Genomic DNA, 22,345 nt, shown 5'->3' with positions numbered 1-22,345 from the left:
GCGGTGAACCATTTCTCATACAACCTGTTTGAAAGAAAGGTTGTCTCCATAAGAGATAGTTATTTTAAATAAATAAAATATGAAACAATTGGGAAGTATTCTCCTGGGATTAATGCTGCTGATTGCTCCCGGGGTATATGCACAGGCGAAGACCGAAAAAATACCAGTTTCAGGAAATTGCGGCATGTGTAAAAAAACGATCGAGAAAGCCGCCAAAACAGCCGGAGCCAAAGAAGCCGTTTGGGACATTCCCACAAAACTGCTTTCGGTAAAATACAATGCTAAAAAAACAAACAGCAGCAAAATTCAAAACGCCGTGGCAGATGCAGGGTATGATACCCGGGACATCAGGGGCAAGGATGCCGCCTACGAAAAGTTGCATGCCTGCTGCCGGTATGAGCGAACAAAGACCTATGCTGAAGTTCGGCAATAATCTGCAAAACGGCTCCCGGTGATCATGCGGGCCTTCATCGTTCTGGTATTTATTATTTCAGCAGCGTCTACGGTGGCTCAAACCATCGTAAAGCCGGTTGCGGCTCCTGTATTTACCTTGCCGGATCAAAATGGAGCCCCGGTTTCGCTAAACAGTTATAAAGGTCGTATGGTGCTGGTTCAGTTTTGGGCATCCTGGTGTATGCCCTGCAGGATTGAAAACCGGAAGCTGGCCCGGCAATACCGGCGCTTCCGTGATCTGCCTTTTGAGATCCTGGGCATCTCCGTGGATACTGAAAAGGAAAAATGGAAGAACGCCATTATGGCCGATAAGATGACCTGGCCCCAGTTGCTCGATGACACAGGAAAGGAGGGCTGTGCTGCCTGCAGATGGGGCGCCGGTGCGCTGCCCGCTTCATTTCTTGTGGATCCGGAAGGGAAGATCATTGCCACAGATGCCGCAGCATTGCTTACCGGTGATCCTCGTGGATTCAGGAAGCTGCTGCTAAAACGTTTTGCTTCAGACTCGGCAGCGTTTGTGCAGGAACGGCAATGACATTCCGCCATGCGCTGATTTGTGTTCCTGCGAATCAAAAACTAATCGCAGTGGTTTGGGGGTACAAACTATATGAATATTTTTTTCCCGATTTCGTAACTGCAACACCCTCATCGGCCGATAATTTTGCGGCCTATGCATCGCGGCAGATTCAGAAAATTTTTTAATGACATCCATCTCTGGCTGGGGCTGGCTAGTGGAATCGTACTCTTTTTAGTGTGTCTTTCAGGAACAATTTATACGTTCCGGACCGAAATAGAAGAGCGGCTGAATAAGAAAGTCTACTTTGTTGACTATAACGAGGGGCTGCATGCGTTGCCCCTGCAAACGCTGGTGGCAGCGGTAGAAAAGGAACAGGGAAGCCCGGTTGCGGGCATTACCATTCCCGCTGTGCCGCAAAAGGCCTGGTCGTTTTCCTTAAAACCAAAGGGAAAGGAAAAGGGCCGCGGGAAAACGGTATTGGTAAACCCGTATACCGGAACCATTGCCGGTAATACAGAAACGGGGAGCAGTAAGTTTTTTATGACGATGATGAAGCTGCACCGCTGGCTGCTGATGGAGCAGTCTGTGGGGCGCATTATTGTGGGCATTGCCACCCTCATTTTTGTACTGCTGTTACTTTCCGGCATTATTTTATGGCTGCCGCGGCGATTGCGCTACTGGAAACAGGGGCTGGCCATCCTCTTTTCCGGAAAATGGAAACGCATCAATCATGACCTGCATAATGTGCTGGGGTTTTATTCCTTTATCTTCTTGCTGATAATGTCGCTTACCGGCCTGTGCTGGTCCTTTGAATGGTACAAAACGGGAGCATCAAAAGTATTGGGAGCCGAAGTGTTTGGCGGCAAAAAAGAAAAACCGCTAAAGTCGGCAGCCGGCCAAACGGCAATGCTTTCCGCAGATAAGGCACTGGCTATAGGAAATAACCAACTGAATTATACCGGCATTACCCGCCTGAGTTTTCCTGCCGACAGTTTCGGAACATTCAGTATTTCCAAAACCAATGAAGCATCCTGGAACAGTGCCGCTGCCGACCGTTTGATTATTGATGCCTATAGCGGCGCCCTGCTAAAAAAAGAGCTTTTTGCGTCAAAAACTGCAGGGCAAAAGATAGCCGCCAGTATCCGCCCCATTCACACGGGGGAAATTTATGGTCTTTTTTCAAAAATCATTTATTTTATCTGTTGCCTCATTGCTACCAGCTTACCGGTTACCGGCACTATTATTTGGCTGAATAAGCTGAAAAAGAAAAAGCCCCGGAATAAAAATGTAAAACTGCCTGCAAAAGCACAGCCCGTGGCGGCGGCGATTTGAGAATGTGGATCCCGATGACTATCGGGAGTGGGAATGTGAAACATTAAATGCCTCCTTAGCGCTCAGCTGTTCGCTTTGAGCCCCGGAGTTTCGGGGGAGGATTGAGAATTGTGACCAGTATCCCGTATCAAAAAACGCCCCTGTTTCCCTATTGATCATTGATTATTCCCTATTCAGCCTTAAACCTTTCTCCCGGCAACGTTTACGTAACTATTGGATGAGCGGAAATCCGGATGGTTGTTTGCCATCATTAATTGCTTATCTTCATTCCTGAAAAGAAGTAAAAAAAATGGGGTAGGGATGAACATGGAACCGATCAATTTAAAAAAGCTGGCGTCTCTTTTACATCTTTCTATAAGCACTGTTTCAAAGGCGCTGCGGGATAGCCATGAGATCAGTGCCGATACAAAGAAGCGGGTAATGGACCTTGCGCAGGAACTGAATTATGAGCCCAACCCCTATGCCGGCAGTTTACGCAAATTTAAGAGCAAAACCATTGCAGTAGTAGTTCCCGATATTATCAACAATTTTTTCATTTTCGCCATCAAAGCTATACAGGAAACGGCGCATGACCGGGGCTACCATGTGCTGATTTATATTACCAATGAGAACCCGGAATATGAAAAGGAGGTGGTACGGCACATGACCAACGGCCGTGTAGACGGGGTGGTGATCTCCCTAACAAGCCCTATTGATGACACGGATCACCTCAAACACCTGCAGGAAAAAGGCGTACCGGTTGTTTTTTTCGACAGGGTTGCCAAGGGGTTCGATACCAGTATTATTACCACCAATAATTATGCAAGCGCTTATAACGGCACCCGGTACCTGATTGAGCAGGGTTGCAGGCGGATTGCACATTGCCAGGTGTCCGACAAAATATCTATCGGCATTGACCGGCTTGCGGGATACAGGAAAGCATTGGAAGATGCCGGTATTGCCGTGCGCCCCGAATGGATCCTGACCAGTAATAAAGATTATGAGCATGATGCTACGCTGATCGAAAATGCGTTACTGCAAAAGAACGCGCCAGATGGTTTATTTACTTCGGTAGAAACACATGCGCTGATTGCCTATGATATTTGTCGCAAACATGGTATTGATATGCCCGGCAAACTAAAGCTGTTGAGCTTTAGTAATATGCCCACGGCTCATTTGCTCCAGCCTTCGCTGTCTACCATTACCCAGCCTGCTTTTGAAATTGGTCAGGCAGCGGTGCAGCAATTGATCCAGGCCCTTGAAAAACCATCGCGCTATATGCCGGAAATCATTAATATGGACTCCGTGTTGATCAAACGGGAATCTACCGGAAAATAGCCGATCGGTAAAAAGTACCATAAATACCTGATTATAGTCCATACTGCAGAAAGAAGGTTCTGTACCTTTGCCGGATCAATAACATTGGTGATACAAAAGAAAAAGATACCTGTTTATTCTATCCACAACCTGGTTCAGGAGTCCCAGCGGCAGACTGGTTTGCAGGCTGAATATTTTTCTTCTTATCTTGAAAAGCACTATGAGCATCTGCACCAGCCGCACCGGCATTCGTTTTATCACATGGTACTTTTTATCTCGGGAAAAGGCCGGCATACCATCGACTTCGACCGGTTTGAGGTACAGCCCTTCCAGGTGTATGGTATGATACCGGGCCAGGTGCATAGCTGGCATTTTACATCCGCCATAAAAGGGTATGTGGTTAATTTTCCGGATCATTTTTTCCGGGATTTTCTGTTTAATCCGTATTACCTGGAGCGGTTTTCTCTTTTTAGCGGTGTAAGCACCGAAGGGGTGTTTCGGCTGCCCGCGCGGCTTCGCAAAAAAGTACCGGAGCTGTTTGAAGCGCTTATTGAGACGGCTTCAGATCCCGATGCTCCGCCAGATATAAGCCGGGTCTTGTTGCTACAGATCCTGTTACTGATCAATAGCGGAGTGGCAGAATATGCATCTGAAAGCATTCCCGAACAAAAGAAGCTTATTTTATATAACTTGCGCCGGTTAATTGATACCCACTATAAATCCATACGGCTTCCCCGCGATTATGCAGACCTGCTGTATATTACGCCCAATCACCTGAATGCGCTTTGCCAGGATCTTGTGGGGCAAACCGCCGGGGAGCTGATCCGGAGCCGGGTGCTGCTGGAGGCCAAGCGGTTATTAATTAATGTAAATAAGACGGTGACCGAAATTGCTTACGAACTCAACTTTGAAGATAACGCGTATTTTAGCCGGTTCTTTAAAAAATATGAAGGAGTAAGCCCTGATGAATTCCGAAAACAATTTATAAAGTAATACCAGATATGGAACCTGTAAATACTGATCAAACTGCAATTGATACCGACCGGGATAAAGTACCCGGCTTCCTGAATGTGTTTGCGTCCAAATGCCCGAGATGCCGCCGGAGCAGCATGTTTGAAGTAGAGAATCCTTATAAACTAAAGACCACAATGCGGATGTATAAAGAATGCCCGGTTTGCAAGCAGCCCTTTGAGCTGGAGACCGGCTTTTATTTTGGGTCCGGTTACGTTAGCTACGGCCTTGCGGTGGCACTCAGTGTGGCTACCCTGGTGCTCTGGTGGGTATTTATCGGGCTCAGTATCTATGACGACCGCTGGATCTACTGGCTGATCTTTAATGCCATTTTCCTGGTGGCGATACAGCCGGTGCTGATGCGCATGTCCCGTGCCATCTGGCTTTCCTTTTTTGTACGATACGATCGTAAGTGGTACGCCAACGCACCATCGAGGGTAAAAAAACAGGGAACCTGACTTCAGGGATCTTCAATGACATCTTTATTTTTTCCGGAGCCTGGGTATGGTCTATGTTTATCCCGGAAATATTTTTTGTCAGTAAATGTCTTTGGTTAGTTGGATTTTGAGTCTGTTCTATACCGGGTTCCCGAAGGCGGTGAAGCGGCTTTCGGGGAGCTGTTCGCGGAGTTTTTTCCGGGAACGCTTTCTTATGCCACCTCCTTTCTGAAAGATCGGCATCGCGGACCTATGAAGGCCTTACAGACAGCCGCTTTCCCGTGTATAAGCCACGGTTCATTCCTCCCTTTTCTTTGTTCCGGATCAATATGATCCGCGACCACTGGATGCACCGGGGCAACGATTATTTAAAAAATGCTGCAACCCTGGAAAGATATGTTAGCTTTGAGGCTGACCACTTTTGCAGAAAAGCCGGAACTGGCGCCATCCGATTGCCGCGCCCGGAGCGCCAGTCCGAACTACGATCTGCTGGAGTTGGTATGCGGAATTGAGCCGGCTGAACGGGGCTTAGCTCATTTCTCATTGCCCTGGTTCGTGCCCGCACGAACCAGGTTGAAAACATACAAATGAAATTAAGCTTCCATATTTGCCGCAGCGGTTCGTGTCCTCACGAACCGGCTCCTGTCCGGAAAGTGGATCATTAAATAAGATACGAATGAAATGGACGCGCTATATATGTTTTTTATTTCTTGCGGTTGCCGGTGCCACCGGACTGCAGGCACAGGATACACAGGTGCAATATTTGTCGGGTACCGGTGCCGGTCAAACGGTTAACTGGGATTTCTTTTGTTCGGCAGGCATGAGAAGCGGCAAATGGACAACCATTGCTGTTCCCTCCTGCTGGGAACAGCAGGGGTTTGGCGCTTATAACTATGGCCACGATCCATTAAAAGAACGGCTGAATGAAACCGGCACCTACCGCTACGCATTTACCGTTCCGGAAAATTGGAAGCATAAGGAAGTGCGTATTGTTTTTGAAGGCGTAATGACCGATGCCGAAGTCCGCATTAATGGAAAGCCTGCCGGTCCGGTGCACCAGGGAGCGTTTTATGAATTCCGCTATGACATTGGAGCCCTGTTAAAATTTGGCGGTAAAAATGAGCTGGAAGTACTGGTGAAAAAGCATTCCGGCAATGCCTCTGTTAATGAAGCGGAACGTACGGCCGACTTCTGGATGTTTGGCGGTATTTTCAGACCGGTATATTTAGAGACGAAACCTATGGTAAATATTGAACGGGTGGCCGTGGATGCCAGGGGCGATGGAACGTTTGCCGCCGATGTATACCTGTCGGATTTGAACGAAGCAGCTAAGGTGCAGGTGCGATTAACCCCATTGCCGGCAACGCCGTCCAAAACGGTAAGAACGGTTGTTTTATCGGCCGCTGTGGGCAGTGCAAAGGTAACCGTCAAAGGAAAGATCGGTAATGTGCTCGCCTGGACGCCTGAGGCGCCCAACCGCTACCGCGCTGCATTTGAGCTGTTGGACAGTGAGGGTAAACTGCTGCATCGCCATTATGAAACCATTGGTTTCAGAACGGTGGAAGTACGTGCGGAGGATGGTATTTATGTAAACGGGAAACGGGTGAGGTTGAAAGGCGTAAACAGGCATACGTTCCACCCGGAGTACGGACGTACTTCTTCCAAAACCTTAAGCATCCGGGATGTGAATATGATGAAGGATATGAACATGAACGCCGTCCGGATGTCGCATTATCCGCCGGAAAAACATTTTCTGGATGCCTGTGATTCTTTAGGGCTTTTTGTGCTGGATGAGCTCACCGGCTGGCAAAAACCACCTTATGATGATACGGTTGGGCTGAAATTATTAACAGAAATGGTTATCAGGGATGTCAATCATCCTTCCATTATATTATGGGATAATGGGAATGAGGGCGGCAATAATTATAACCTGGATGCAGCATTTGGCAGGCTGGATATTCAGCAGCGGGAAGTACTGCATCCCTGGCAGCAGTTCGGAAAATTTAATACGGCGCATTATATCGGCTACAATTACCTGGCGCATGATGACCATAGCCGGCGCAGTATATTTATGCCTACCGAGTTTTTACACGGCCTGTACGATGGCGGGGCAGGGGCCGGACTGGAAGATTACTGGCAAAAGATGTGGGAGGACCCGCTTTGTGCCGGCGGCTTTATCTGGGACTATGCCGATGAGGCTGTTCAAAGAAAGGATCGTAAGGATAGCCTGGATACCGATGGGAACCATGCTCCGGATGGGATCCTGGGTCCTTATCTTGAGAAGGAAGGCAGCTATTACACCATAAAGGAAATATGGGCGCCCCTGTTTTTTGAGAAGCGTTATATTACTCCTGATTTTGACGGGCGGTTTCACATTGAGAACCGCTATGATTTTACCAACCTCAGACAATGCCGGGTTGAGGCCGTGTGGGTAAACTATACGCATCCCGGCCAAAAAACGGATATCACAGAACACGATAAAGAACTGCTCCGTCTCACTGCCGGACCAGGGGAAAAAGCGGTTTTACAGGTGAAGCTTCCAAAGGGCTGGCATCAATATGATGCGCTGTCGATAAGAGCAACGGACGCTTACGGCCGGCTGATCAATAACTGGACCTGGCCGGTAAAAAAAGCGCAGCAAAGTATGGCGGAAACACTCCCCAAAAAGCAATACAGTGTTCCGCTGCTATCCGAAGCCGGGGATAGCTGGCAGGTAGCTGTTGGCCCGCTTCAGTTCGGGTTTGATAAAAAGACAGCTTTACTGAAGCGCGTGAGCCGGAATGGTACGGTTATTCCCCTGTCAAACGGACCGGTGTTGATCGGTCGCGACCAGGTTTTGAAAACCGTTGCAGCGTATAAGCGGCGGGATACGGTATACCTCTCGGTCTTATATGAAAGCGGCAATCATTTCCGATGGATCATTGCAGCCGATGGCCTGCTTCGGTTAGAGGTAAATTATGAGCCGAAAAATAATAATCTTTTTGCGGGCATCTCTTTTGACTTTCCGGAGAATGAAGTAACGGGCATGCGCTGGCTGGGCAATGGTCCCTACCGGGTGTATAAAAACAGGATCAAGGGCGCTGCCTTCGGGCTTTGGGAAAAAGCGTATAATAATACGGTAACCGGTGAATCGGGTTATGTTTACCCGGAATTTAAAGGCTATCATGCCGGCACTTATTGGGCGGAGATCGGCGGCAGGGATCAAAAAGGGTTTACGGTATATGTGGAGTCCGACGATATTTTCCTGCGGATGTTTACGCCGCCAGCGCCCCGGCTCCCGGCCAAAACAGCCATCGAATATCCACCCGGCGACATCTCATTTTTACATAGCATTAATGCCATTGGAACCAAGTTTGACAGTCTCCAGGGACCGCAGGCAGCATTGAACCCTTTCAATTCAAATAAACTCTACGCGGGCGTGCTGCAGTTGAAACTCGTTTTTGATTTTAACCAGCCCCGATCCGCAAAATAGTAGTGGCGCTTTTGGGGGGGATCAGTAGCCAGATCGTGGCTGCGGGAGGGTCTGCAGGCTCCGGCTCAAAAGTACCCTATGCATTTAATGGCTATAACAAATTCCTGGATGAAAATGGATTGCCCGCAATTACACCTCCCTGGGGTACGCTTACGGCCATCGACCTCAATACCGGCCGGCATTTATGGCAATTGCTTTTGCCCTGCCATGAGTGGCATGAAAAACCGGGAATATTTACTTATGTCAACTGATTAATTAATGATTGCCCCATTGCCCTGTGCTAATTTCTCACGAAATTTCTGAAGCTCTTCGGGCGCGGACCTTACCCAATCGGTCAGTTTGCCAACGATCTTCAGTGGGGCCAGGGAACGATAGGAGCGCGTTGGATTACCGGGAAATTTTTTGTCGGTCAGGTTGGGGTCATTTTCATAGCTACCGGTAGGTTCAATGATATATACCTGCTCGGGGCCGGATCCGTTTGCCAATGCCGCCGCAAGTCCTGCTCCGTTCACCAGCGCAGTGAAGTAAATATGATTCATTTTGAACCCTGATTTATAATTGGAATCCCCGCCTGCTGTAAGCAGATCCCCAACCTGCAGATTTGCTTTTGTGCCATGATAAAAGGGCCCTTTGTCGGAGGGAGCGCTCTTAAACAAAAGGGCTGATTCGGCGTGCTCTTTCGACTTTTTTGTATCGCCCAGCGTTTCATAGCACTGGGCAATGGCTGCATAAAGGGCCGGAAACGCACTCGTAACAGCGGTATCATTTATTTTTAAAGCATGTTCCAATGCCGTTTCAAGCCATTGCAGTTTACCGGAAACCGTTTTTTGATGCCGGGCTACATAATACGCCGCAAGAAATTTTTCAAAATCGGTTGTTGCTTCGTTCCAGCCTTGCATAAATAATCTGGCGGCCTCCCCTGGCTGGCCTTTTTCCTCCAGGCTCATGCCCTGGATGCAGCATTTGACAACAGGGTTAAAGGGTGAAAATTCCATATTCTGATTATTATTGTTTTTGTTTAAAGTCGCCGGACACTGTATGGTAATGGCTCCCGCGGCCAGGATGTGCCGTTTTGCTGAATCGCATGTTACCCGCCCGGCCGGCGGCCAGCGCCGGGAAAAATTACCAGCGTCCAAGATAAGGATAAAAGTTGAGGGTGGGTCTCCCCGCGCTGTTATCTGAAAACTACCAGCTGAATGAACGCTGGGATGCCGGGCCTGGCTTCGATGGATACTGTTGATAATCAAATAGTTGTAGATCTTGAGCTAATTAGGCGATTCCCTGGGAAATGCTTACCTTTGCAGTCCGAATTAAAAAACCTTCGGATTTTATTATGTTTCAATTATTTTTTAAACAATTAAACGCTGATGCACAGGAGAATGCGGGTGCCGCCGGAGAGCCGGTGGAGGAAGCTTCTACAGCGACAACCACTGCACCTGTAGCTGAAGCGGTGAGCGAAGCTGCCGCTGTAAACAAACCCGCTGAAGCACCCGTTGCCGTTGAAACCGCCCATGATGATTTTGACTGGAGCGTAGACAAACGCAATGTTTCTTCTTATTCCAAAGAAGAAAAAGAAAAGTACGACAAAGTGTATGAAAACACTTTTGTACAATTGAACGATGGAGAGCTGATCAACGGTATCGTTGTGGGCATTACAAACACCGATGTGGTGTTGAACATCGGCTTCAAAAGCGATGGCCTGATTTCCCTGAACGAATTCCGCGATCTGCAGGGGCTGAAAGTAGGTGATGAAGTAGAAGTGATGATCGTTGAGAAGGAAGACCGGGATGGTCACCTGAACCTGAGCCGCAAACAAGCCCGCACAACCCGTGCATGGGAGCGCATTGTGGAGGTAAACAAAACAGGCGAAGTGGTTACCGGACAGGTTACCTCAAAAACCAAAGGTGGTTTGATCGTAGACGTATTTGGTATGGAAACCTTCCTGCCAGGTTCTCAGATCGATGTAAAACCCGTTACCGACTACGATCAGTTTGTGGGTAAAACTATGGAGTTTAAAGTGGTTAAGATCAACGAAACCATTAAGAACGCCGTGGTATCGCACAAAGCGCTTATCGAAAGCGATATTGAAGCACAGCGTGCTGAAATCATTGGTAAACTTGAAAAAGGCCAGGTACTGGAAGGTACGGTTAAAAACATCACCGACTTTGGTGCGTTTATGGACCTTGGCGGACTGGATGGCCTGCTGTATATTACTGATATTTCATGGGGACGTATCTCTCATCCGAACGAAGTACTGAAGATCGATCAGAAAGTGAACGTGGTGGTACTTGACTTTGATGATGAGAAAAAACGTATCAGCCTGGGTCTGAAACAACTGACGCCGCACCCATGGGATGTATTACCCGAAGGTATTGTTGAGGGCAACACCGTGAAAGGAAGAGTGGTGAATATTGAAGACTACGGTGCATTCCTGGAAATCACTCCGGGCGTTGAAGGTCTGGTTCACGTAAGTGAAATTACATGGGCTAACACGCCTGTAAATGCCAAAGACTTCTTCAAACTGGGTGATGAGCACGAAGCAAAAATTGTAACGCTGGATAAAGATACCCGCAAAATGAGCCTGTCTATCAAACAACTGACAGAAGATCCATGGAGCGATATCGAAACCCGCTTTGCAGAGGGCACCAAGCATACCGGCGAGGTGAAAAACATCACCAACTATGGTGTGTTCGTAGAACTGGCACAGGGCATTGGTGGTATGATCCATATCAGCGACCTAAGCTGGCTGAAACGCTTCAACCATCCGGGCGAGTACACGAAAGTGGGCGAAAATATCGATGTAGTGATCCTGGGTATCGATAAAGACAACCGTAAACTGCAGCTGGGACACAAACAGCTGGAAGAAGATCCCTGGAACACCCTTCAGGACACTTTTGCCATTGGCAGTGTGCATGAAGGAACCATTGTACGCAGAGATGATAAAGGTGCTACCGTTCAGCTGCCTTACGGCCTGGAAGGGTTTGCTCCCAATCGTCACCTGAATACACAGGATGGTAAATCGGTAAACCTGGATGAAACCGCTCCGTTCATGGTGATCGAGTTCGATCGCAATGAAAAGCGCATTGTACTGTCCCACACCCGCGTTTGGGAACAGTCGGCATACGAAGAAAGAGAAACTGTGAAGAAAGATGCACGCGCTGAAGCAGACAAAACCAAAAAAGCAGTGAAGAACATCCAGAACAAGGTTGAAAAAGCAACACTGGGCGACCTGAGCGCTTTGGCGGATATCCGGAAAAAACTGGATCAGGAAAATTCTGGTAAAGCAGAATAATCTTATCCTCTAATATTGAAAGCTGCATCGCTAAAGACGGTGCAGCTTTTTTCGTTTGAAGGTGGTTGCCACAGATGCCACAGATGATTTGGGGCTATTCATTTTTTCAGAGCCAGCGGCCCCCTCAGGAATCATTAAAAACGGCCAGAACGGTTCATTCATCTTCGTGACGCTTTGTGTCTCTGAGCCTTCGTGGCTACAGGGCTTGAGCAACGATGCTGGTCCGGACAGAAAAAAGAGTAATTTTGAAGACTATGAACTGGATTATTTTAATTATTGCCGGATTGTGTGAAGTAGCTTTTACCTCCTGCCTGGGTAAGGCAAAAGAAACAACGGGTGCTGCAATGTACTGGTGGTACGCCGGTTTTTTGGTATCGCTTACGGCGAGTATGCTGCTGCTGATGAAAGCCATCCAGGGGTTGCCCATTGGAACGGCTTATGCTGTGTGGACGGGAATTGGGGCCGTGGGTGCAGTGCTAATGGGTATCCTGGTGTTTAAGGAACCGGCTACTTTCTGGCGGTTGTTTTTTATTACTACGCTCATTGCATCTATTGTGGGATTGAAGGTGGTATCGGCACATTGATATAAAAAAGGGCCGCCTCCGGTAGGTGAAGACGACCTCTTGTTGATATTGTGTTGGTGAAAAGTTTTTGGTGAGATGTGGCTGGTGAGAGGTTTTAGTGAGATGTGGTTGGGAGTGAGGGATTGGTGGATAAATGCGGTCAGACTTCATGCTATCTGTTTTGCCCGGCTTCGATGCTCACCAAAAACATCTCACTCAAAACATCTCACTCAAAACATTTCACTTTTATTATTTCTTCGCAGCCTCCAGGTTAAAGCCGATTTCCACATCCTTGCTGATCATCCAGTCCTCGGGACTGCCCTCTGTTTTATAGCTGATTCCCCAGGCACTGCGGTCGATTGTGAATTTGGCACGCGCTGTTACCCCGCTTTCGGTAATGGTAACCTGGGCCGGAAAGGTAATGTTTAATGTACTGTCCTTTAAAGTAAGGTTGCCGCTGATCAGGTTCGTAGCCCCGGGCAATAAGCTTTTTTGCTGTGTGCTGTCGTAAGGAGCCACTTTGGTAATCACGAATGCGGCGGCGGGGTGTTTGGCTACATCAAAAAAGTCGGGGCTTTTCAGATGCGCCTCCAGGTCAGCCGCCTTTTTACCAGGCTCTGTAACGGATGTCGTATCTACCACTAAACCGGCCAGGTTAATGGTAAAGTGGCCTGCTGTAACAGCACCGTTCTCAACAGAAAGATTACCATCATTTACGCTGATAACACCAAAGCGGGGAGCAAAGCCGCCTTTGTGCGTAGCGCGCCAGTCAACGGTGGTAGCAACGGTATCAATGGCATAAGTATTGCCGGTTACTGCTGCTGCCTCTTGTTTTTCACCGGTTTTTGCCTGGTCGCTGGATGCGCCTCCGCAAGCGGCTAACAATAATGCGAGGGTAAAGATTGAAATGGATTGTTTCATATTTGTTTTTTTTAGAATTGCGCGCAAAAGTAAAAAGATAACTGTAAAAACAATGTTTAAACATTAAATATGGCAATTTTATAACAATTCACGTCTGATAAATCAATGATTGATGCCCGTTTATTGATCCTGCGCAAGTTTTTTGTAACTGTCGGCGCTCTCAAAATAGGAAACCTCGCCATTATCACCAGTGATCACAATATAGGCGGAGGCTTTGTCTACCGGCTTTCCCGTAACCGGATCTGTCGCTTTACGGACGGCCGCATCCTGAGGGATCCGGTTCTTGCACATTTCACAGCAGCCATAATAGGTTTTGCCGTTAAAGGGAACGGCTATCTGTTGTTTACCCATATAGGCATTATTGACCATGCATACCAGATTGGAGGGCACGGCATCGCCTTTTTTATAGTTCCCGGTACCGGCTTGTGGGGAAGACTGTATGGCTTCCGGTGCAGCTGGTACTTTAGTCGCTTTCTGTTTTTCAGATCCCGAGCCGCAGGCGGTCGTAAAAATTGCCATAGATATGATGAGCCCGGTTTTTATAAGATGAATCATTTTTTTGTTGTTTTTGTTTTTAAAAAGTTTCATGAGTGCTGTTTCAGAATGAGGGGGCCTGGTTATTGTATAGTTTCCTTAGTAGATCCGCAGGTGAGCATCTTTGAACCATAATAGGGGTTTTTGATCCCTTGCTCTTTGCTCAGCCAGTTGGCTCCGCCGTTGTACATCGGGCAATGGTTATAATAAACCTTATAAGCGGATTTGGAGGCCTTTATTAAGGGATACAGCGTTTCCGTAAGCGATGCGAAGGCGGCCCGCTGTTTTTCAATACCGGAAGCCATTTTTAACGCCATGGCCTGTTGGTTTAGTTTTTTCATTACCTCCATCCAAACATCATGCTCCTTTGAGGAAAGTGCTCCCATTTTTACAGCTTTGACCAGCCCCGAAAGCTCGTTGGCTTTTTGGGCCACGGCTTTTGCATCGGATTGAACCAATGCCTGCTGAATAGCAAAGTAAGACTGGTATAAAGGCTCCAGCTTTGATGTGGCGGTATCCGCAGTCACGTGGTCTTTATGCTGCTCCGCCCCGGCCGCATCCATGTTCTTTTGGGCTCCTGCTTTTTCAATAAGGGTTTTGCTGACAACAGAACTCCCCTGGATGGATACGGTGATCGTTTTTGCATTTTTGATGCCGGTGCCGGCATAGATAGATGTGGTCATCAGGGCCATCACAAAAGCCAATGATGCATTTTTTATGAATTGCATATAGATATTGTTAATCAGTTAAAAAATGGGGTATGCCAAATAGCGCATACCGTCCGGATAACAGCTCGCGTTACACGGGGACATAAAAAGCCTTGAAAATACTGATTAACTTAACCGGGGAGGCTGCCAGATGGTATAGGCATAGGATGCAAGCTGCATGCTGTTAACCCCGTTGCTATAATTGATTGCTGCTACAGGGGGTATCGTAATCTCCAGTTGATGCGCGGCGTGCAGGCTATATATAGAAACGGGATGACAACTGTTGTTGGTACAATTGTCGTGTGTACAATGACCTTTTTGCTGATGTGCTTCCGATGATTGACTACAACAATCTGTGGGGTGTGCCATCAGGTTGGTTGTATGTAAAGCCGGAGGAACCGCCCTCGTGCTTTTTTCAGTTCTATGCTGCATTTCACAGGCACTGGGTTTCAGTACAGGCGCCGCAAAAAAAACGGCCAGGAGTAATATCATTTGTATGAAACGCATCTGAAATACCCTGCAAAATTAAACTTTATTGTTTTCTATACAAAAAAAAACGGATCAAAAGTAGATTCTAACAGTTTGATAACAGTTGATACTCATTTACTTATCATTTCAGTAAATGATATAAGGAATGCCGGGAATTCTGTAAGAGCCGGCTGCGGCATTTCCCTTATTATCAGAGCGTTTATGGAATTGTTTTTGTTTTTACGACCCCTTCACGGTATAGCCGGAGCATGTCCCGGAGTATCCGGGTTATGATTTTTACGGGCAGATCTTTATGCGGATCAAGCAGGAGGGTTTTCATCCGGGCGCGTTGTTCCTGTTGGAGCAGGGGGTGATGAACGTGCTTGCCTTCCACAATGCCCAGGTAGGGATACCCCCGCTTTTTATCGATCCAAAGGTAACAGCACATTTTACCTTTGTAGCAAAAAAAAGGCATCCCGTACTTCCAGGTGGCCGTAAGATGGGTGTCCTGTTGCAGGATCATTGTCTTTAAGGCTAACAGGCAGCTTTTTACCGGCTCTTCCTGCTTCGCGTAAAAATCATCTGATGCGTTCATTCATTTTTCAATGCTATAAAGATAGGCACTTCTGCGTGTTCCGGATCCTGCGCCTTTGCCCCATATACTTCAAAGTCGGTAGCGTATTTCCGGGGTAACGGGGTGTTCCAGATCTTTAGCCACTCATTAAACACAGCCCCTTCACTGATGTTGCCGGTTGCGGTAAAGCGGGCATAATTTCCCGCTGCAATCTCCACAGTTTCCATACCCGCCGGAACCTCGTCGAAAGAAGTGACCGGGCATCCGAGCACAGTAGTATAGGGCCGCGTATGATCTTTTTCGTACGCCGTGTAAATGGCGTAGATTTCTTCTCCGGCTTTGTTGGGTATTTGCTGTGCGATGCCTGTTGTCATGAACCGCTCCCAGAGTGCGGGGATATCAATGGCCGCCTGGTTGTTTTCATTGGTGGTTCTTACACTGATCCCGATCACTTTAAAGGATGCCATGTGTTCCTGTATCATAAATATTGTATTAACAGGCGAAATTAAAAAGCAGTAGTGACAACCTTATGTCAGCAGCTATTCTTTTTTCAGGATTTTACAGCATTCCGGAAAGTGATCGGGTAATTTGAAACAGGGTTTTGTTGGTTTTGAGTGCAGGTAATCGCAAACAATTTCGGGGAATGATGTATTTTAGACGGGCAGATGGAAGCCTGTTTTTATAAAGAAATATCCTCCCCGACCGGCCTGTTGCGCCTTATAGCCACAGCTACCCACCTGGTTGGGGTGCAATGGCGGCTCGATGAAAAGTACATTGACGAACATTTTCTTAAAGATGTCAATCACCCGCTGTTGCTGGAAGCAGAACGTCAGCTGAATGAGTATTTTGAGGAGAAGCGAAAAGTGTTTGCACTGCCGGTAATGCTGATGGGCAGCGGTTTTCAGAAGAAAGTCTGGGAGCTGCTGGCGGATATTCCTTTTGGAAAAACGATCAGTTATGGCGAAATGGCCCGCAGAGTGGGCGACATTAAAACCGTGCGGGCTGTGGGCGGCGCGTTGAATAAAAATCCGGTACCAATCATTGTTCCCTGTCACCGGGTAATTGGTGCCGATGGAAAGATGATCGGTTTTGGCGGTGGGCTGCAACGCAAAATTTATTTGTTGAATCTTGAAAATCCAAAGCCACAGATGAATCTGTGGTAAGTGTTCCGCTCTATGATCCATTCTTTTTCTGAGAAGACCTTTAAACGGATTTGTAATCAGCTGGCCAAAAAAGACAGTCATCTTGCCGGGGTTTTGAAAGCATACGGGCATCCGCCGATGTGGACCCGTGTCAATAGTTTTGAGTCGCTGGTGCACATCATCCTGGAGCAACAGGTGTCGCTGGCGTCAGCTTTGGCAGCTTTAAAAAAATTACAGGAGTATACCGGGCATATCAGTCCCGAAGTCCTTTTAAAGCTGAGCGACACGGAAATGCGTGCCTGTTATGTCAGCAGGCAGAAAATGATCTATATCAGGGGGCTTGCAGAAGCCATCATCAGCGGATCGATTGATCTTGCGGAAATACATCAATTGCCGGATGCAGTGATCCGGGAAAAGCTGACCGTCTTAAAAGGCATCGGTAACTGGACGGTGGATGTATACCTGATGTTTGTATTACAACGTGCGGATATTTTTCCGGTGGGTGATCTTGCAGCCGTTAATGCATTGAAGCGATTAAAGGCCCTGGACAAGGATACGCCTAAAGAAGCGTTGATTGCGGTTGCGGCAACCTGGGCGCCGCACCGTACCGTTGCAACCATGATCCTCTGGCATTATTATTTGTCGGAGAGGGCGGTTTAAGGTTTAAGGTTTAAAGTTTGAGGTTGGATCCGTTTTTATGCTTGATGTGTCTATTTGTTTAAGGTTTGAGTTGGATCTTCGTTTCTACCTGGTGGGATTCGCTTCTTCCTGTTCACTACTCGCTATTCCCTATTATCCTCAAATATCGATCGGAGGGGAGTTTACAAAGCAGAATCGTTATCTTCATTTTACTCCCGATAGATCGCATGCGCGTCAGGTCAATTTTTGCCCTGGGAGCTGCAGCGCAGCGCTGATCCTGTTAGTAAACGACCATACGGGTAATAAAGGTGCGGCGCACCGGTAATCATTGCGGTTTGTACAAGCCGTGCACAGGAAATTACCGCCGCGCTGCGGCTACGGGATGTTTTGGGTGCTCATCGTTATAAGGGTCAACGGCGCGCTGCGCCTGTTTGCCATTAAAAGATGCGATCTTTTTGGCGTGAAAGGCTTACCCGTACTACATTTCATGGCAACCTGATCTGTTCTTAACCTGACGCGCATGCGAACCATCGGGGCGTTTTTACGCTTGATGTGCCTATTTGTTTGACGTTTGAAGTTTATGGTTTGATTCCGTTGTTATGCTTCATGTCGCTTTCCCATCTTCAAATTTTCAAATTCCCACATTATACCCGTTTGGTCCCGTGTTCATACTTGATGACCCCTGGTCGTCAGGCCTGAAAGCTCCGGCATTAAATGGCAACTACCCGTTTGGAAGTAATGATGCTGGTGAGCAGGTTGATCTTGTTTTTATATTCCTGGGTAAGCTCCGTATAATCCGGTGCGGCAAATAAAGCATTGCGCACAATGGGAACACTAAAAGGCACCGGCCATGCCCGCAACGATTTGGCAACGGCATCCATGGCGTTGATCCCCTGCATGGCCTGCCCTCCATCTGCCCAGCAGATCATCCCAATGAGTTTGTCAATGAGGTAGGGACGCTCTTCTTTAGAGCTCAGCTCCAACCAATCGAGACAGTTTTTCATAACCCCGGTCATGCTGCCATGATACAAGGGCGTTAACCATATATGGGCATCCGCGTTCCTGAAAAGATTGAGCATTACCTGAACGCCATTGGGTGTTTTTTGCAAGGTATAGTCAAATAAGGGAATGCCGGATTCTACGAGGTTAAAAACGGTAGTTTGAGCGCCCTGGTCTTCCAGATGTTGTTTCAGGTATGCAGAGAGCTTTGCGGGAGTAGAAGCCTCCCGCTGGTCCAGTGATCCGTTTAAAATTAATATATTCATGGTCTTGTAACTGATATGAGTTTGCGTAACGTATAAATAACGATGGACGTCCGTTTGCCAAATATAATGCTTTTTGCTAATGGCTTGCCGGCGCATTCAGGCAAATGTATTAAATTTGTTAAATAAAATAAATAAATACTTGGTTTATTATGCATAATAATTTTCCGGATAACGAAAGGGCGCTGGGAATCATCAAGACCCGTGGGCCGCAAACGCTGCTGGAACTGGCAACGGAATTAGGGATTACCGTGGAGGGCGCCCGGTTTCATTTGCTGAAGCTGGCAAAGGAGGGATTGGTAGATGCAACAACGGAATCGAAAGGCAGGGGCCGCCCGCAGCAGCTATGGGCGCTTACCGACCTGGGGAACGCACGTTTTCCTGATATGCATGCAGCATTAACCGTAAAACTGATTGATGCCGTGCGTACCCTGTTGGGGCAGCCGGCGCTGGACAAGATTGTTGCGGCCCAGGGCAAGGCGGCGCTGGACCGGTATTTAAGAGCGCTGGAAGGGAAAAAGGGTTTGAAAGACCGGTTAAAAGGGCTGGCAGCGTTGAGAACCGCAGAAGGGTATATGGCGGCGCTTCAGAAAGAAGGCGATGGGTACCTGCTGATAGAAAATCATTGCCCCATTTGCACTGCTGCTGCCAGCTGCCAGGGTTTTTGCGCGGCTGAGTTAAAAACATTTAAAGCAGTACTGGGTAAAACCGTGACCGTGGAGCGGGTAGATCATATTTTAATAGGCGCCCGGCGGTGTGCCTATAAGGTAATGCCGGTGGCGGGATGATGCGTTTCTGGTTTAAAGTTCAGGGTTTAACGTTTGGCCCTTTTTATGCCTGATGTTTTTCACGTCTGATGGCCGACAGCCAACAACTTATAGCTTGCGATAATAACGACGGGCCATAAAAGAGAGCGGAAGGCCAATAACAAGGATCAGTATTGCAGCATTAATAAGAACCCCGGAAACAGAGCCGGGAAATTTCCCGATCCGGGATAGAGGTACCACAACAAGGTTCATGATCGCCCAGATAAAAAGGCCGTAGAAAATACCGGTAGCTACCCGGTTCTTCCCTAATATTTTTAGCCGCGGATACAACCAGAAGAAGAATGTCGTAAAGCTGAATGCCACCAGGTAATGGAGCAGGAGCCCGGCTGCATACATTTCCGCTCCGCCCGAAAAAGCTACCGGCCCCAGCAGGGCGCTGGTAATGTATTTCAATATAAACAACGGATCTTTCCCCGTTACGATATAGTAGTGGAGGAACGCAGAAAGAATGTCCAGTGTTCCCACAAGGAACCCGGCTTTTGCGATAACAGCGCTGTTCTTTTTCATGTAGGTAAATTGCAGGTGATGCGGTAATGAGGGTTTTGAATAGAGGTCCTGCTAAAAGGGATAGCCGATACCGATATTAAAGATAAGATTTTTTTTACGCCATTCGGGGTCGCTGAAACGGATCTGGTCAATAACCCACCGTTCTCCCGGCGGTAGCCAGGGCTTTCGGAAGGGCATGGCCAGATCGAACCGTACTACGAAGATGGATGCATCTACCCTTAATCCAACGCCCCCCCCAACGGCGGTCTGGTTCAGTACATTTCCCAAACGGAATTGGCCGCCGGGGCGACTGGTATCGTTTTTTGCCAGCCAGATGTTGCCGGCATCGATAAACGCGGCGCCCTGGATGATACTGAAGAGCCGGGCCCTTATTTCGGTATTCAGCATGAGCTTTACATCACCGCCCTGGTCGGCAAAAAGGTCCAGGCTGTCGGTATTGATATAAAAGGAGCCCGGCCCCAGGGAGCGGGAACGGAAGGCGCGGATATCGTTGCTTCCCCCGGCAAAGAACTGGCGCACATAGGGCAATACCGAGCTGTTTCCATAAGGAATGCCATAGCCCATGTTGAGCCTGTTGGCCCAGATGAGCCCCGGGTTTATTTTGTAATAATCCCTGAAATCGGCTTCGAAGCGTACAAATTGATTGGTAACGGTTTGAAATAACCGCTTTTTGCCGTCTTCGTCCTTGTGAAGAAAGGCGTTGACGAGGTTGCCGGCCGATTCAACGGAACCCATAAACAGGAAATTGTTGTGCAGTTCGGGTTTAACCTGGTTGGTGTACGTAAAGGTATAGTTGGTGCCGATGATAAACTGGTTTTCGAAATTATTTTTAAGCGTGGGCACTTTTGCCAGCATCCGGTTAAAACTGTCCGTGGTATTGGCCGTACGGATATAGCTTACAGAAAGCGGGTTGAACTGGTGCTCGTTAAACTCATTACCCTTCCACAAGTATCCAAATTCTCCTCTGCCCGAAAGCAGGGTATAGTAGTTGGCGCGGTTGAGCAGCTGCGATCCAATGGTGATATGGGTTTTGGGCACGTAGGCGTTGTGAGTGGTGAACCCTACAACGGGTACCAGGAAACGCGGGAATAATAAACGGGCTTCGGCCCCCAGCGAGTAGGAGCTGAGGTTTTTCTGCTGCCCGCTAAACTGTTTTTCAAAGCCGCCCGCAAGGCTGAGGTTGAGTTGTTCCGCTCCGCGAAAGGTATTCTTATTCGTGTGGGTTAATTTTACTTCGGACCCGATGAAATTGTTGGATTTGCTGGTGCCGGTAACCGAAAGTGAAAGCGCGTTCTTTTTTGAGGAGGTAAGCAGGAAGTCCACATCCATATTATTGCTGGAGGCGGTATCAATGGGGTTGAACTCTGCCTTTACAAACCGGAAGGTTCCGATGTTCACCAAACGGTTCAGGCTTAGTGCATGGTCGGTGCGGTTATACGGCTCTCCCTTTTGAAAGAAGATCAGATGCTCAAATAACCGGGGTTTGTACTTGTGATTGGGGTCGTAAATAGTAAAGCCTTTAAATGATACCGGGTCGGAGGCACGGGTAACAGAGTCCCGTCTTAAGCTGTAATCGGGGTAGATATTGATATTGCGGATAAAATAGGGCTGTAAAGCCGCTTGCGGCGCATCCTTTTTTATTTTGAGGTCAATATCTACCTGGTGCGCACCAATGGTACTATCGGCCTGCACCAGCAGGTAGTTGGGACTAAAATAATAGTAGCCCTTTTCCTTTAATGCTACGTCAATCCGTTCGCGCTCGGCCTTAAAAACGTCAAGATCGTAAAAGTTGCCCGGTTTTAACAGGGTGTTGTTTCTGGAACTATGGATGAGGCCGGAGATCGCACTGCTGCTGTCGCCGGGAAAACTGATCGCATTCATCGTGTAACGCGGGCCGGAGTAAAGCCGGTAGACCGCCTTGCCCGTTTTTTCTTTGAGCGTAGTATCACCGGACCCGGAAGCCTGTAAAAAACCTTTACTGGCCAGGTAGCTGCGGAGCACATTGGCATTGTTCTGCAGCCGTACCTGGTTCATCAAAACGGGTGGCTCACCCAGTTTATATTTGATCCAGTATTTGATACCCTTTTGTTTTTTGGGCTCCTTAACAAGATTGTAAAAAAATAATTTATAGCGCCAGCCGAGCAGTTTTTTATTGGGCTCGGGGCGTACTTTCTCTTCCAGCTCTTTTTGAAAACGTTTTTGATCCTTAACGGCGGGTGAATCGGGGTTTAGCTGTATGGTGGCGCCGGTATAAAGTACCTCGCCCGGTTTTAATTTTTTAGTAGTGGAGCAGGAACATATCAGCAAGGATAATAACAGGCCTAAATAATAAATGGATTTGGGAATTGAGAGGTTTGATGTTTGAGGTTTGAGGTTTGATAGCCCAATTCT

General features: G+C 47.8%; 23 protein-coding genes. 13 read left to right on the top strand and 10 right to left on the bottom strand.

The annotated features are described in order from the left end of the window. Window positions 1-79: 79 nt before the first annotated feature. The 8 genes from GGU45_RS17270 (at window position 80) to GGU45_RS17235 (ending at window position 8,769) form a co-directional block, all read left to right on the top strand. Window positions 80-433, top strand: coding sequence for a heavy-metal-associated domain-containing protein (locus tag GGU45_RS17270; protein ID WP_435226841.1), 354 nt, complete (start codon window positions 80-82; stop codon window positions 431-433). A gap of 24 nt (window positions 434-457) precedes the next feature. Continuing rightward, complete coding sequence (locus tag GGU45_RS17265; RefSeq protein WP_435226840.1) at window positions 458-988, top strand: peroxiredoxin family protein; 531 nt, start codon at window positions 458-460, stop codon at window positions 986-988. 135 nt (window positions 989-1,123) lie between these two features. Continuing rightward, complete coding sequence (locus tag GGU45_RS17260) at window positions 1,124-2,302, top strand: PepSY-associated TM helix domain-containing protein (protein WP_435226838.1); 1,179 nt, start codon at window positions 1,124-1,126, stop codon at window positions 2,300-2,302. 300 nt (window positions 2,303-2,602) lie between these two features. Then, the gene (locus GGU45_RS17255; RefSeq protein ID WP_435226836.1) at window positions 2,603-3,619 is read left to right on the top strand and encodes a LacI family DNA-binding transcriptional regulator; all 1,017 of its coding nucleotides are present in this window, start codon (window positions 2,603-2,605) and stop codon (window positions 3,617-3,619) included. An 87-nt stretch (window positions 3,620-3,706) separates the two neighbouring features. After that, window positions 3,707-4,591: a helix-turn-helix domain-containing protein gene (locus GGU45_RS17250; protein WP_435226835.1), complete on the top strand. Its 885-nt coding sequence runs from the start codon at window positions 3,707-3,709 to the stop codon at window positions 4,589-4,591. An 8-nt stretch (window positions 4,592-4,599) separates the two neighbouring features. After that, the gene (locus GGU45_RS17245; RefSeq protein WP_435226833.1) at window positions 4,600-5,067 is read left to right on the top strand and encodes a DUF983 domain-containing protein; all 468 of its coding nucleotides are present in this window, start codon (window positions 4,600-4,602) and stop codon (window positions 5,065-5,067) included. A gap of 655 nt (window positions 5,068-5,722) precedes the next feature. Then, complete coding sequence (locus GGU45_RS17240; RefSeq protein ID WP_435226831.1) at window positions 5,723-8,518, top strand: glycoside hydrolase family 2 TIM barrel-domain containing protein; 2,796 nt, start codon at window positions 5,723-5,725, stop codon at window positions 8,516-8,518. Between the two features lie 11 nt (window positions 8,519-8,529). Continuing rightward, complete coding sequence (locus GGU45_RS17235; RefSeq protein ID WP_435226830.1) at window positions 8,530-8,769, top strand: hypothetical protein; 240 nt, start codon at window positions 8,530-8,532, stop codon at window positions 8,767-8,769. On the opposite strand, the gene arr is transcribed toward GGU45_RS17235, so the two are convergent. After that, a complete protein-coding gene (gene arr, locus GGU45_RS17230) occupies window positions 8,770-9,174 on the bottom strand; it encodes an NAD(+)--rifampin ADP-ribosyltransferase (protein WP_435226965.1) in 405 nt (134 codons plus the stop codon). 677 nt (window positions 9,175-9,851) lie between these two features. Between arr and rpsA the strand changes: the two genes are divergently transcribed. Next, window positions 9,852-11,810 carry a 30S ribosomal protein S1 gene (gene rpsA, locus GGU45_RS17225; RefSeq protein WP_435226828.1) on the top strand — a complete coding sequence of 653 codons (1,959 nt, stop codon included), beginning with the start codon at window positions 9,852-9,854 and terminating at the stop codon, window positions 11,808-11,810. A 254-nt stretch (window positions 11,811-12,064) separates the two neighbouring features. After that, complete coding sequence (locus tag GGU45_RS17220) at window positions 12,065-12,394, top strand: DMT family transporter (RefSeq protein WP_435226827.1); 330 nt, start codon at window positions 12,065-12,067, stop codon at window positions 12,392-12,394. 228 nt (window positions 12,395-12,622) lie between these two features. Here GGU45_RS17220 and GGU45_RS17215 read toward each other — a convergent pair whose 3' ends face one another. The 6 genes from GGU45_RS17215 to GGU45_RS17190 form a co-directional block, all read right to left on the bottom strand. Beyond that, window positions 12,623-13,294 (bottom strand): YceI family protein, encoded by a 672-nt coding sequence (locus GGU45_RS17215; RefSeq protein ID WP_435226825.1) that lies wholly within the window; start codon window positions 13,292-13,294, stop codon window positions 12,623-12,625. Between the two features lie 120 nt (window positions 13,295-13,414). Next, window positions 13,415-13,849: a hypothetical protein gene (locus tag GGU45_RS17210; RefSeq protein WP_435226823.1), complete on the bottom strand. Its 435-nt coding sequence runs from the start codon at window positions 13,847-13,849 to the stop codon at window positions 13,415-13,417. Window positions 13,850-13,911: 62 nt separating this feature from the next. Then, window positions 13,912-14,556, bottom strand: coding sequence for a DUF3347 domain-containing protein (locus GGU45_RS17205; RefSeq protein ID WP_435226822.1), 645 nt, complete (start codon window positions 14,554-14,556; stop codon window positions 13,912-13,914). A gap of 105 nt (window positions 14,557-14,661) precedes the next feature. Beyond that, window positions 14,662-14,967 (bottom strand): hypothetical protein, encoded by a 306-nt coding sequence (locus GGU45_RS17200; protein ID WP_435226820.1) that lies wholly within the window; start codon window positions 14,965-14,967, stop codon window positions 14,662-14,664. A gap of 256 nt (window positions 14,968-15,223) precedes the next feature. Then, window positions 15,224-15,598 (bottom strand): DUF1801 domain-containing protein, encoded by a 375-nt coding sequence (locus tag GGU45_RS17195; RefSeq protein ID WP_435226818.1) that lies wholly within the window; start codon window positions 15,596-15,598, stop codon window positions 15,224-15,226. Continuing rightward, window positions 15,595-16,059, bottom strand: a complete 465-nt coding sequence (locus GGU45_RS17190; RefSeq protein ID WP_435226816.1) for a GyrI-like domain-containing protein — start codon at window positions 16,057-16,059, stop codon at window positions 15,595-15,597. Before GGU45_RS17190 ends, GGU45_RS17195 begins: the two co-directional genes overlap by 4 nt. Window positions 16,060-16,242: 183 nt before the next feature. Between GGU45_RS17190 and GGU45_RS17185 the strand changes: the two genes are divergently transcribed. Then, window positions 16,243-16,740, top strand: coding sequence for a methylated-DNA--[protein]-cysteine S-methyltransferase (locus tag GGU45_RS17185; RefSeq protein WP_435226814.1), 498 nt, complete (start codon window positions 16,243-16,245; stop codon window positions 16,738-16,740). Window positions 16,741-16,752: 12 nt separating this feature from the next. Continuing rightward, complete coding sequence (locus GGU45_RS17180) at window positions 16,753-17,379, top strand: DNA-3-methyladenine glycosylase family protein (protein WP_435226812.1); 627 nt, start codon at window positions 16,753-16,755, stop codon at window positions 17,377-17,379. Window positions 17,380-18,068: 689 nt separating this feature from the next. Here GGU45_RS17180 and GGU45_RS17175 read toward each other — a convergent pair. After that, window positions 18,069-18,623: an NADPH-dependent FMN reductase gene (locus GGU45_RS17175; RefSeq protein ID WP_435226810.1), complete on the bottom strand. Its 555-nt coding sequence runs from the start codon at window positions 18,621-18,623 to the stop codon at window positions 18,069-18,071. Between the two features lie 149 nt (window positions 18,624-18,772). Here GGU45_RS17175 and GGU45_RS17170 point away from each other — a divergent pair, with 149 nt between their 5' ends. Beyond that, window positions 18,773-19,408 carry a helix-turn-helix transcriptional regulator gene (locus GGU45_RS17170; protein WP_435226808.1) on the top strand — a complete coding sequence of 212 codons (636 nt, stop codon included), beginning with the start codon at window positions 18,773-18,775 and terminating at the stop codon, window positions 19,406-19,408. Window positions 19,409-19,495: 87 nt separating this feature from the next. On the opposite strand, the gene GGU45_RS17165 is transcribed toward GGU45_RS17170, so the two are convergent. Together GGU45_RS17165 and tamL are read right to left on the bottom strand one after the other, a co-directional pair. Then, window positions 19,496-19,954, bottom strand: coding sequence for a hypothetical protein (locus tag GGU45_RS17165; protein ID WP_435226806.1), 459 nt, complete (start codon window positions 19,952-19,954; stop codon window positions 19,496-19,498). Between the two features lie 51 nt (window positions 19,955-20,005). Beyond that, window positions 20,006-22,261, bottom strand: a complete 2,256-nt coding sequence (tamL, locus tag GGU45_RS17160; RefSeq protein ID WP_435226804.1) for a translocation and assembly module lipoprotein TamL — start codon at window positions 22,259-22,261, stop codon at window positions 20,006-20,008. Between the last annotated feature and the right edge of the window lie 84 nt (window positions 22,262-22,345).

The sequence above is a fragment of the Niabella hirudinis genome (assembly GCF_051201075.1).
Taxonomy (GTDB): Bacteria; Bacteroidota; Bacteroidia; order Chitinophagales; family Chitinophagaceae; genus Niabella; species Niabella hirudinis.
This window is presented reverse-complemented; position numbering and strand designations above follow the sequence as displayed.

Bases quoted from the DNA above. Each gene is read 5' to 3' on its own strand.
- GGU45_RS17220 (WP_435226827.1), top strand. From the start codon at position 12,065: ATGAACTGGATTATTTTAATTATTGCCGGATTGTGTGAAGTAGCTTTT.
- GGU45_RS17205 (WP_435226822.1), bottom strand. From the start codon at position 14,556: ATGCAATTCATAAAAAATGCATCATTGGCTTTTGTGATGGCCCTGATG.
- GGU45_RS17165 (WP_435226806.1), bottom strand. From the start codon at position 19,954: ATGAAAAAGAACAGCGCTGTTATCGCAAAAGCCGGGTTCCTTGTGGGA.
- GGU45_RS17240 (WP_435226831.1), top strand. From the start codon at position 5,723: ATGAAATGGACGCGCTATATATGTTTTTTATTTCTTGCGGTTGCCGGT.
- GGU45_RS17215 (WP_435226825.1), bottom strand. From the start codon at position 13,294: ATGAAACAATCCATTTCAATCTTTACCCTCGCATTATTGTTAGCCGCT.
- GGU45_RS17195 (WP_435226818.1), bottom strand. From the start codon at position 15,598: ATGAACGCATCAGATGATTTTTACGCGAAGCAGGAAGAGCCGGTAAAA.
- GGU45_RS17255 (WP_435226836.1), top strand. From the start codon at position 2,603: ATGAACATGGAACCGATCAATTTAAAAAAGCTGGCGTCTCTTTTACAT.
- GGU45_RS17260 (WP_435226838.1), top strand. From the start codon at position 1,124: ATGCATCGCGGCAGATTCAGAAAATTTTTTAATGACATCCATCTCTGG.
- GGU45_RS17245 (WP_435226833.1), top strand. From the start codon at position 4,600: ATGGAACCTGTAAATACTGATCAAACTGCAATTGATACCGACCGGGAT.
- GGU45_RS17210 (WP_435226823.1), bottom strand. From the start codon at position 13,849: ATGATTCATCTTATAAAAACCGGGCTCATCATATCTATGGCAATTTTT.
- GGU45_RS17265 (WP_435226840.1), top strand. From the start codon at position 458: ATGCGGGCCTTCATCGTTCTGGTATTTATTATTTCAGCAGCGTCTACG.
- GGU45_RS17180 (WP_435226812.1), top strand. From the start codon at position 16,753: ATGATCCATTCTTTTTCTGAGAAGACCTTTAAACGGATTTGTAATCAG.
- GGU45_RS17270 (WP_435226841.1), top strand. From the start codon at position 80: ATGAAACAATTGGGAAGTATTCTCCTGGGATTAATGCTGCTGATTGCT.
- GGU45_RS17170 (WP_435226808.1), top strand. From the start codon at position 18,773: ATGCATAATAATTTTCCGGATAACGAAAGGGCGCTGGGAATCATCAAG.
- GGU45_RS17190 (WP_435226816.1), bottom strand. From the start codon at position 16,059: ATGATACAGGAACACATGGCATCCTTTAAAGTGATCGGGATCAGTGTA.
- rpsA (WP_435226828.1), top strand. From the start codon at position 9,852: ATGTTTCAATTATTTTTTAAACAATTAAACGCTGATGCACAGGAGAAT.
- GGU45_RS17185 (WP_435226814.1), top strand. From the start codon at position 16,243: ATGGAAGCCTGTTTTTATAAAGAAATATCCTCCCCGACCGGCCTGTTG.
- GGU45_RS17175 (WP_435226810.1), bottom strand. From the start codon at position 18,623: ATGAATATATTAATTTTAAACGGATCACTGGACCAGCGGGAGGCTTCT.
- GGU45_RS17200 (WP_435226820.1), bottom strand. From the start codon at position 14,967: ATGCAGCATAGAACTGAAAAAAGCACGAGGGCGGTTCCTCCGGCTTTA.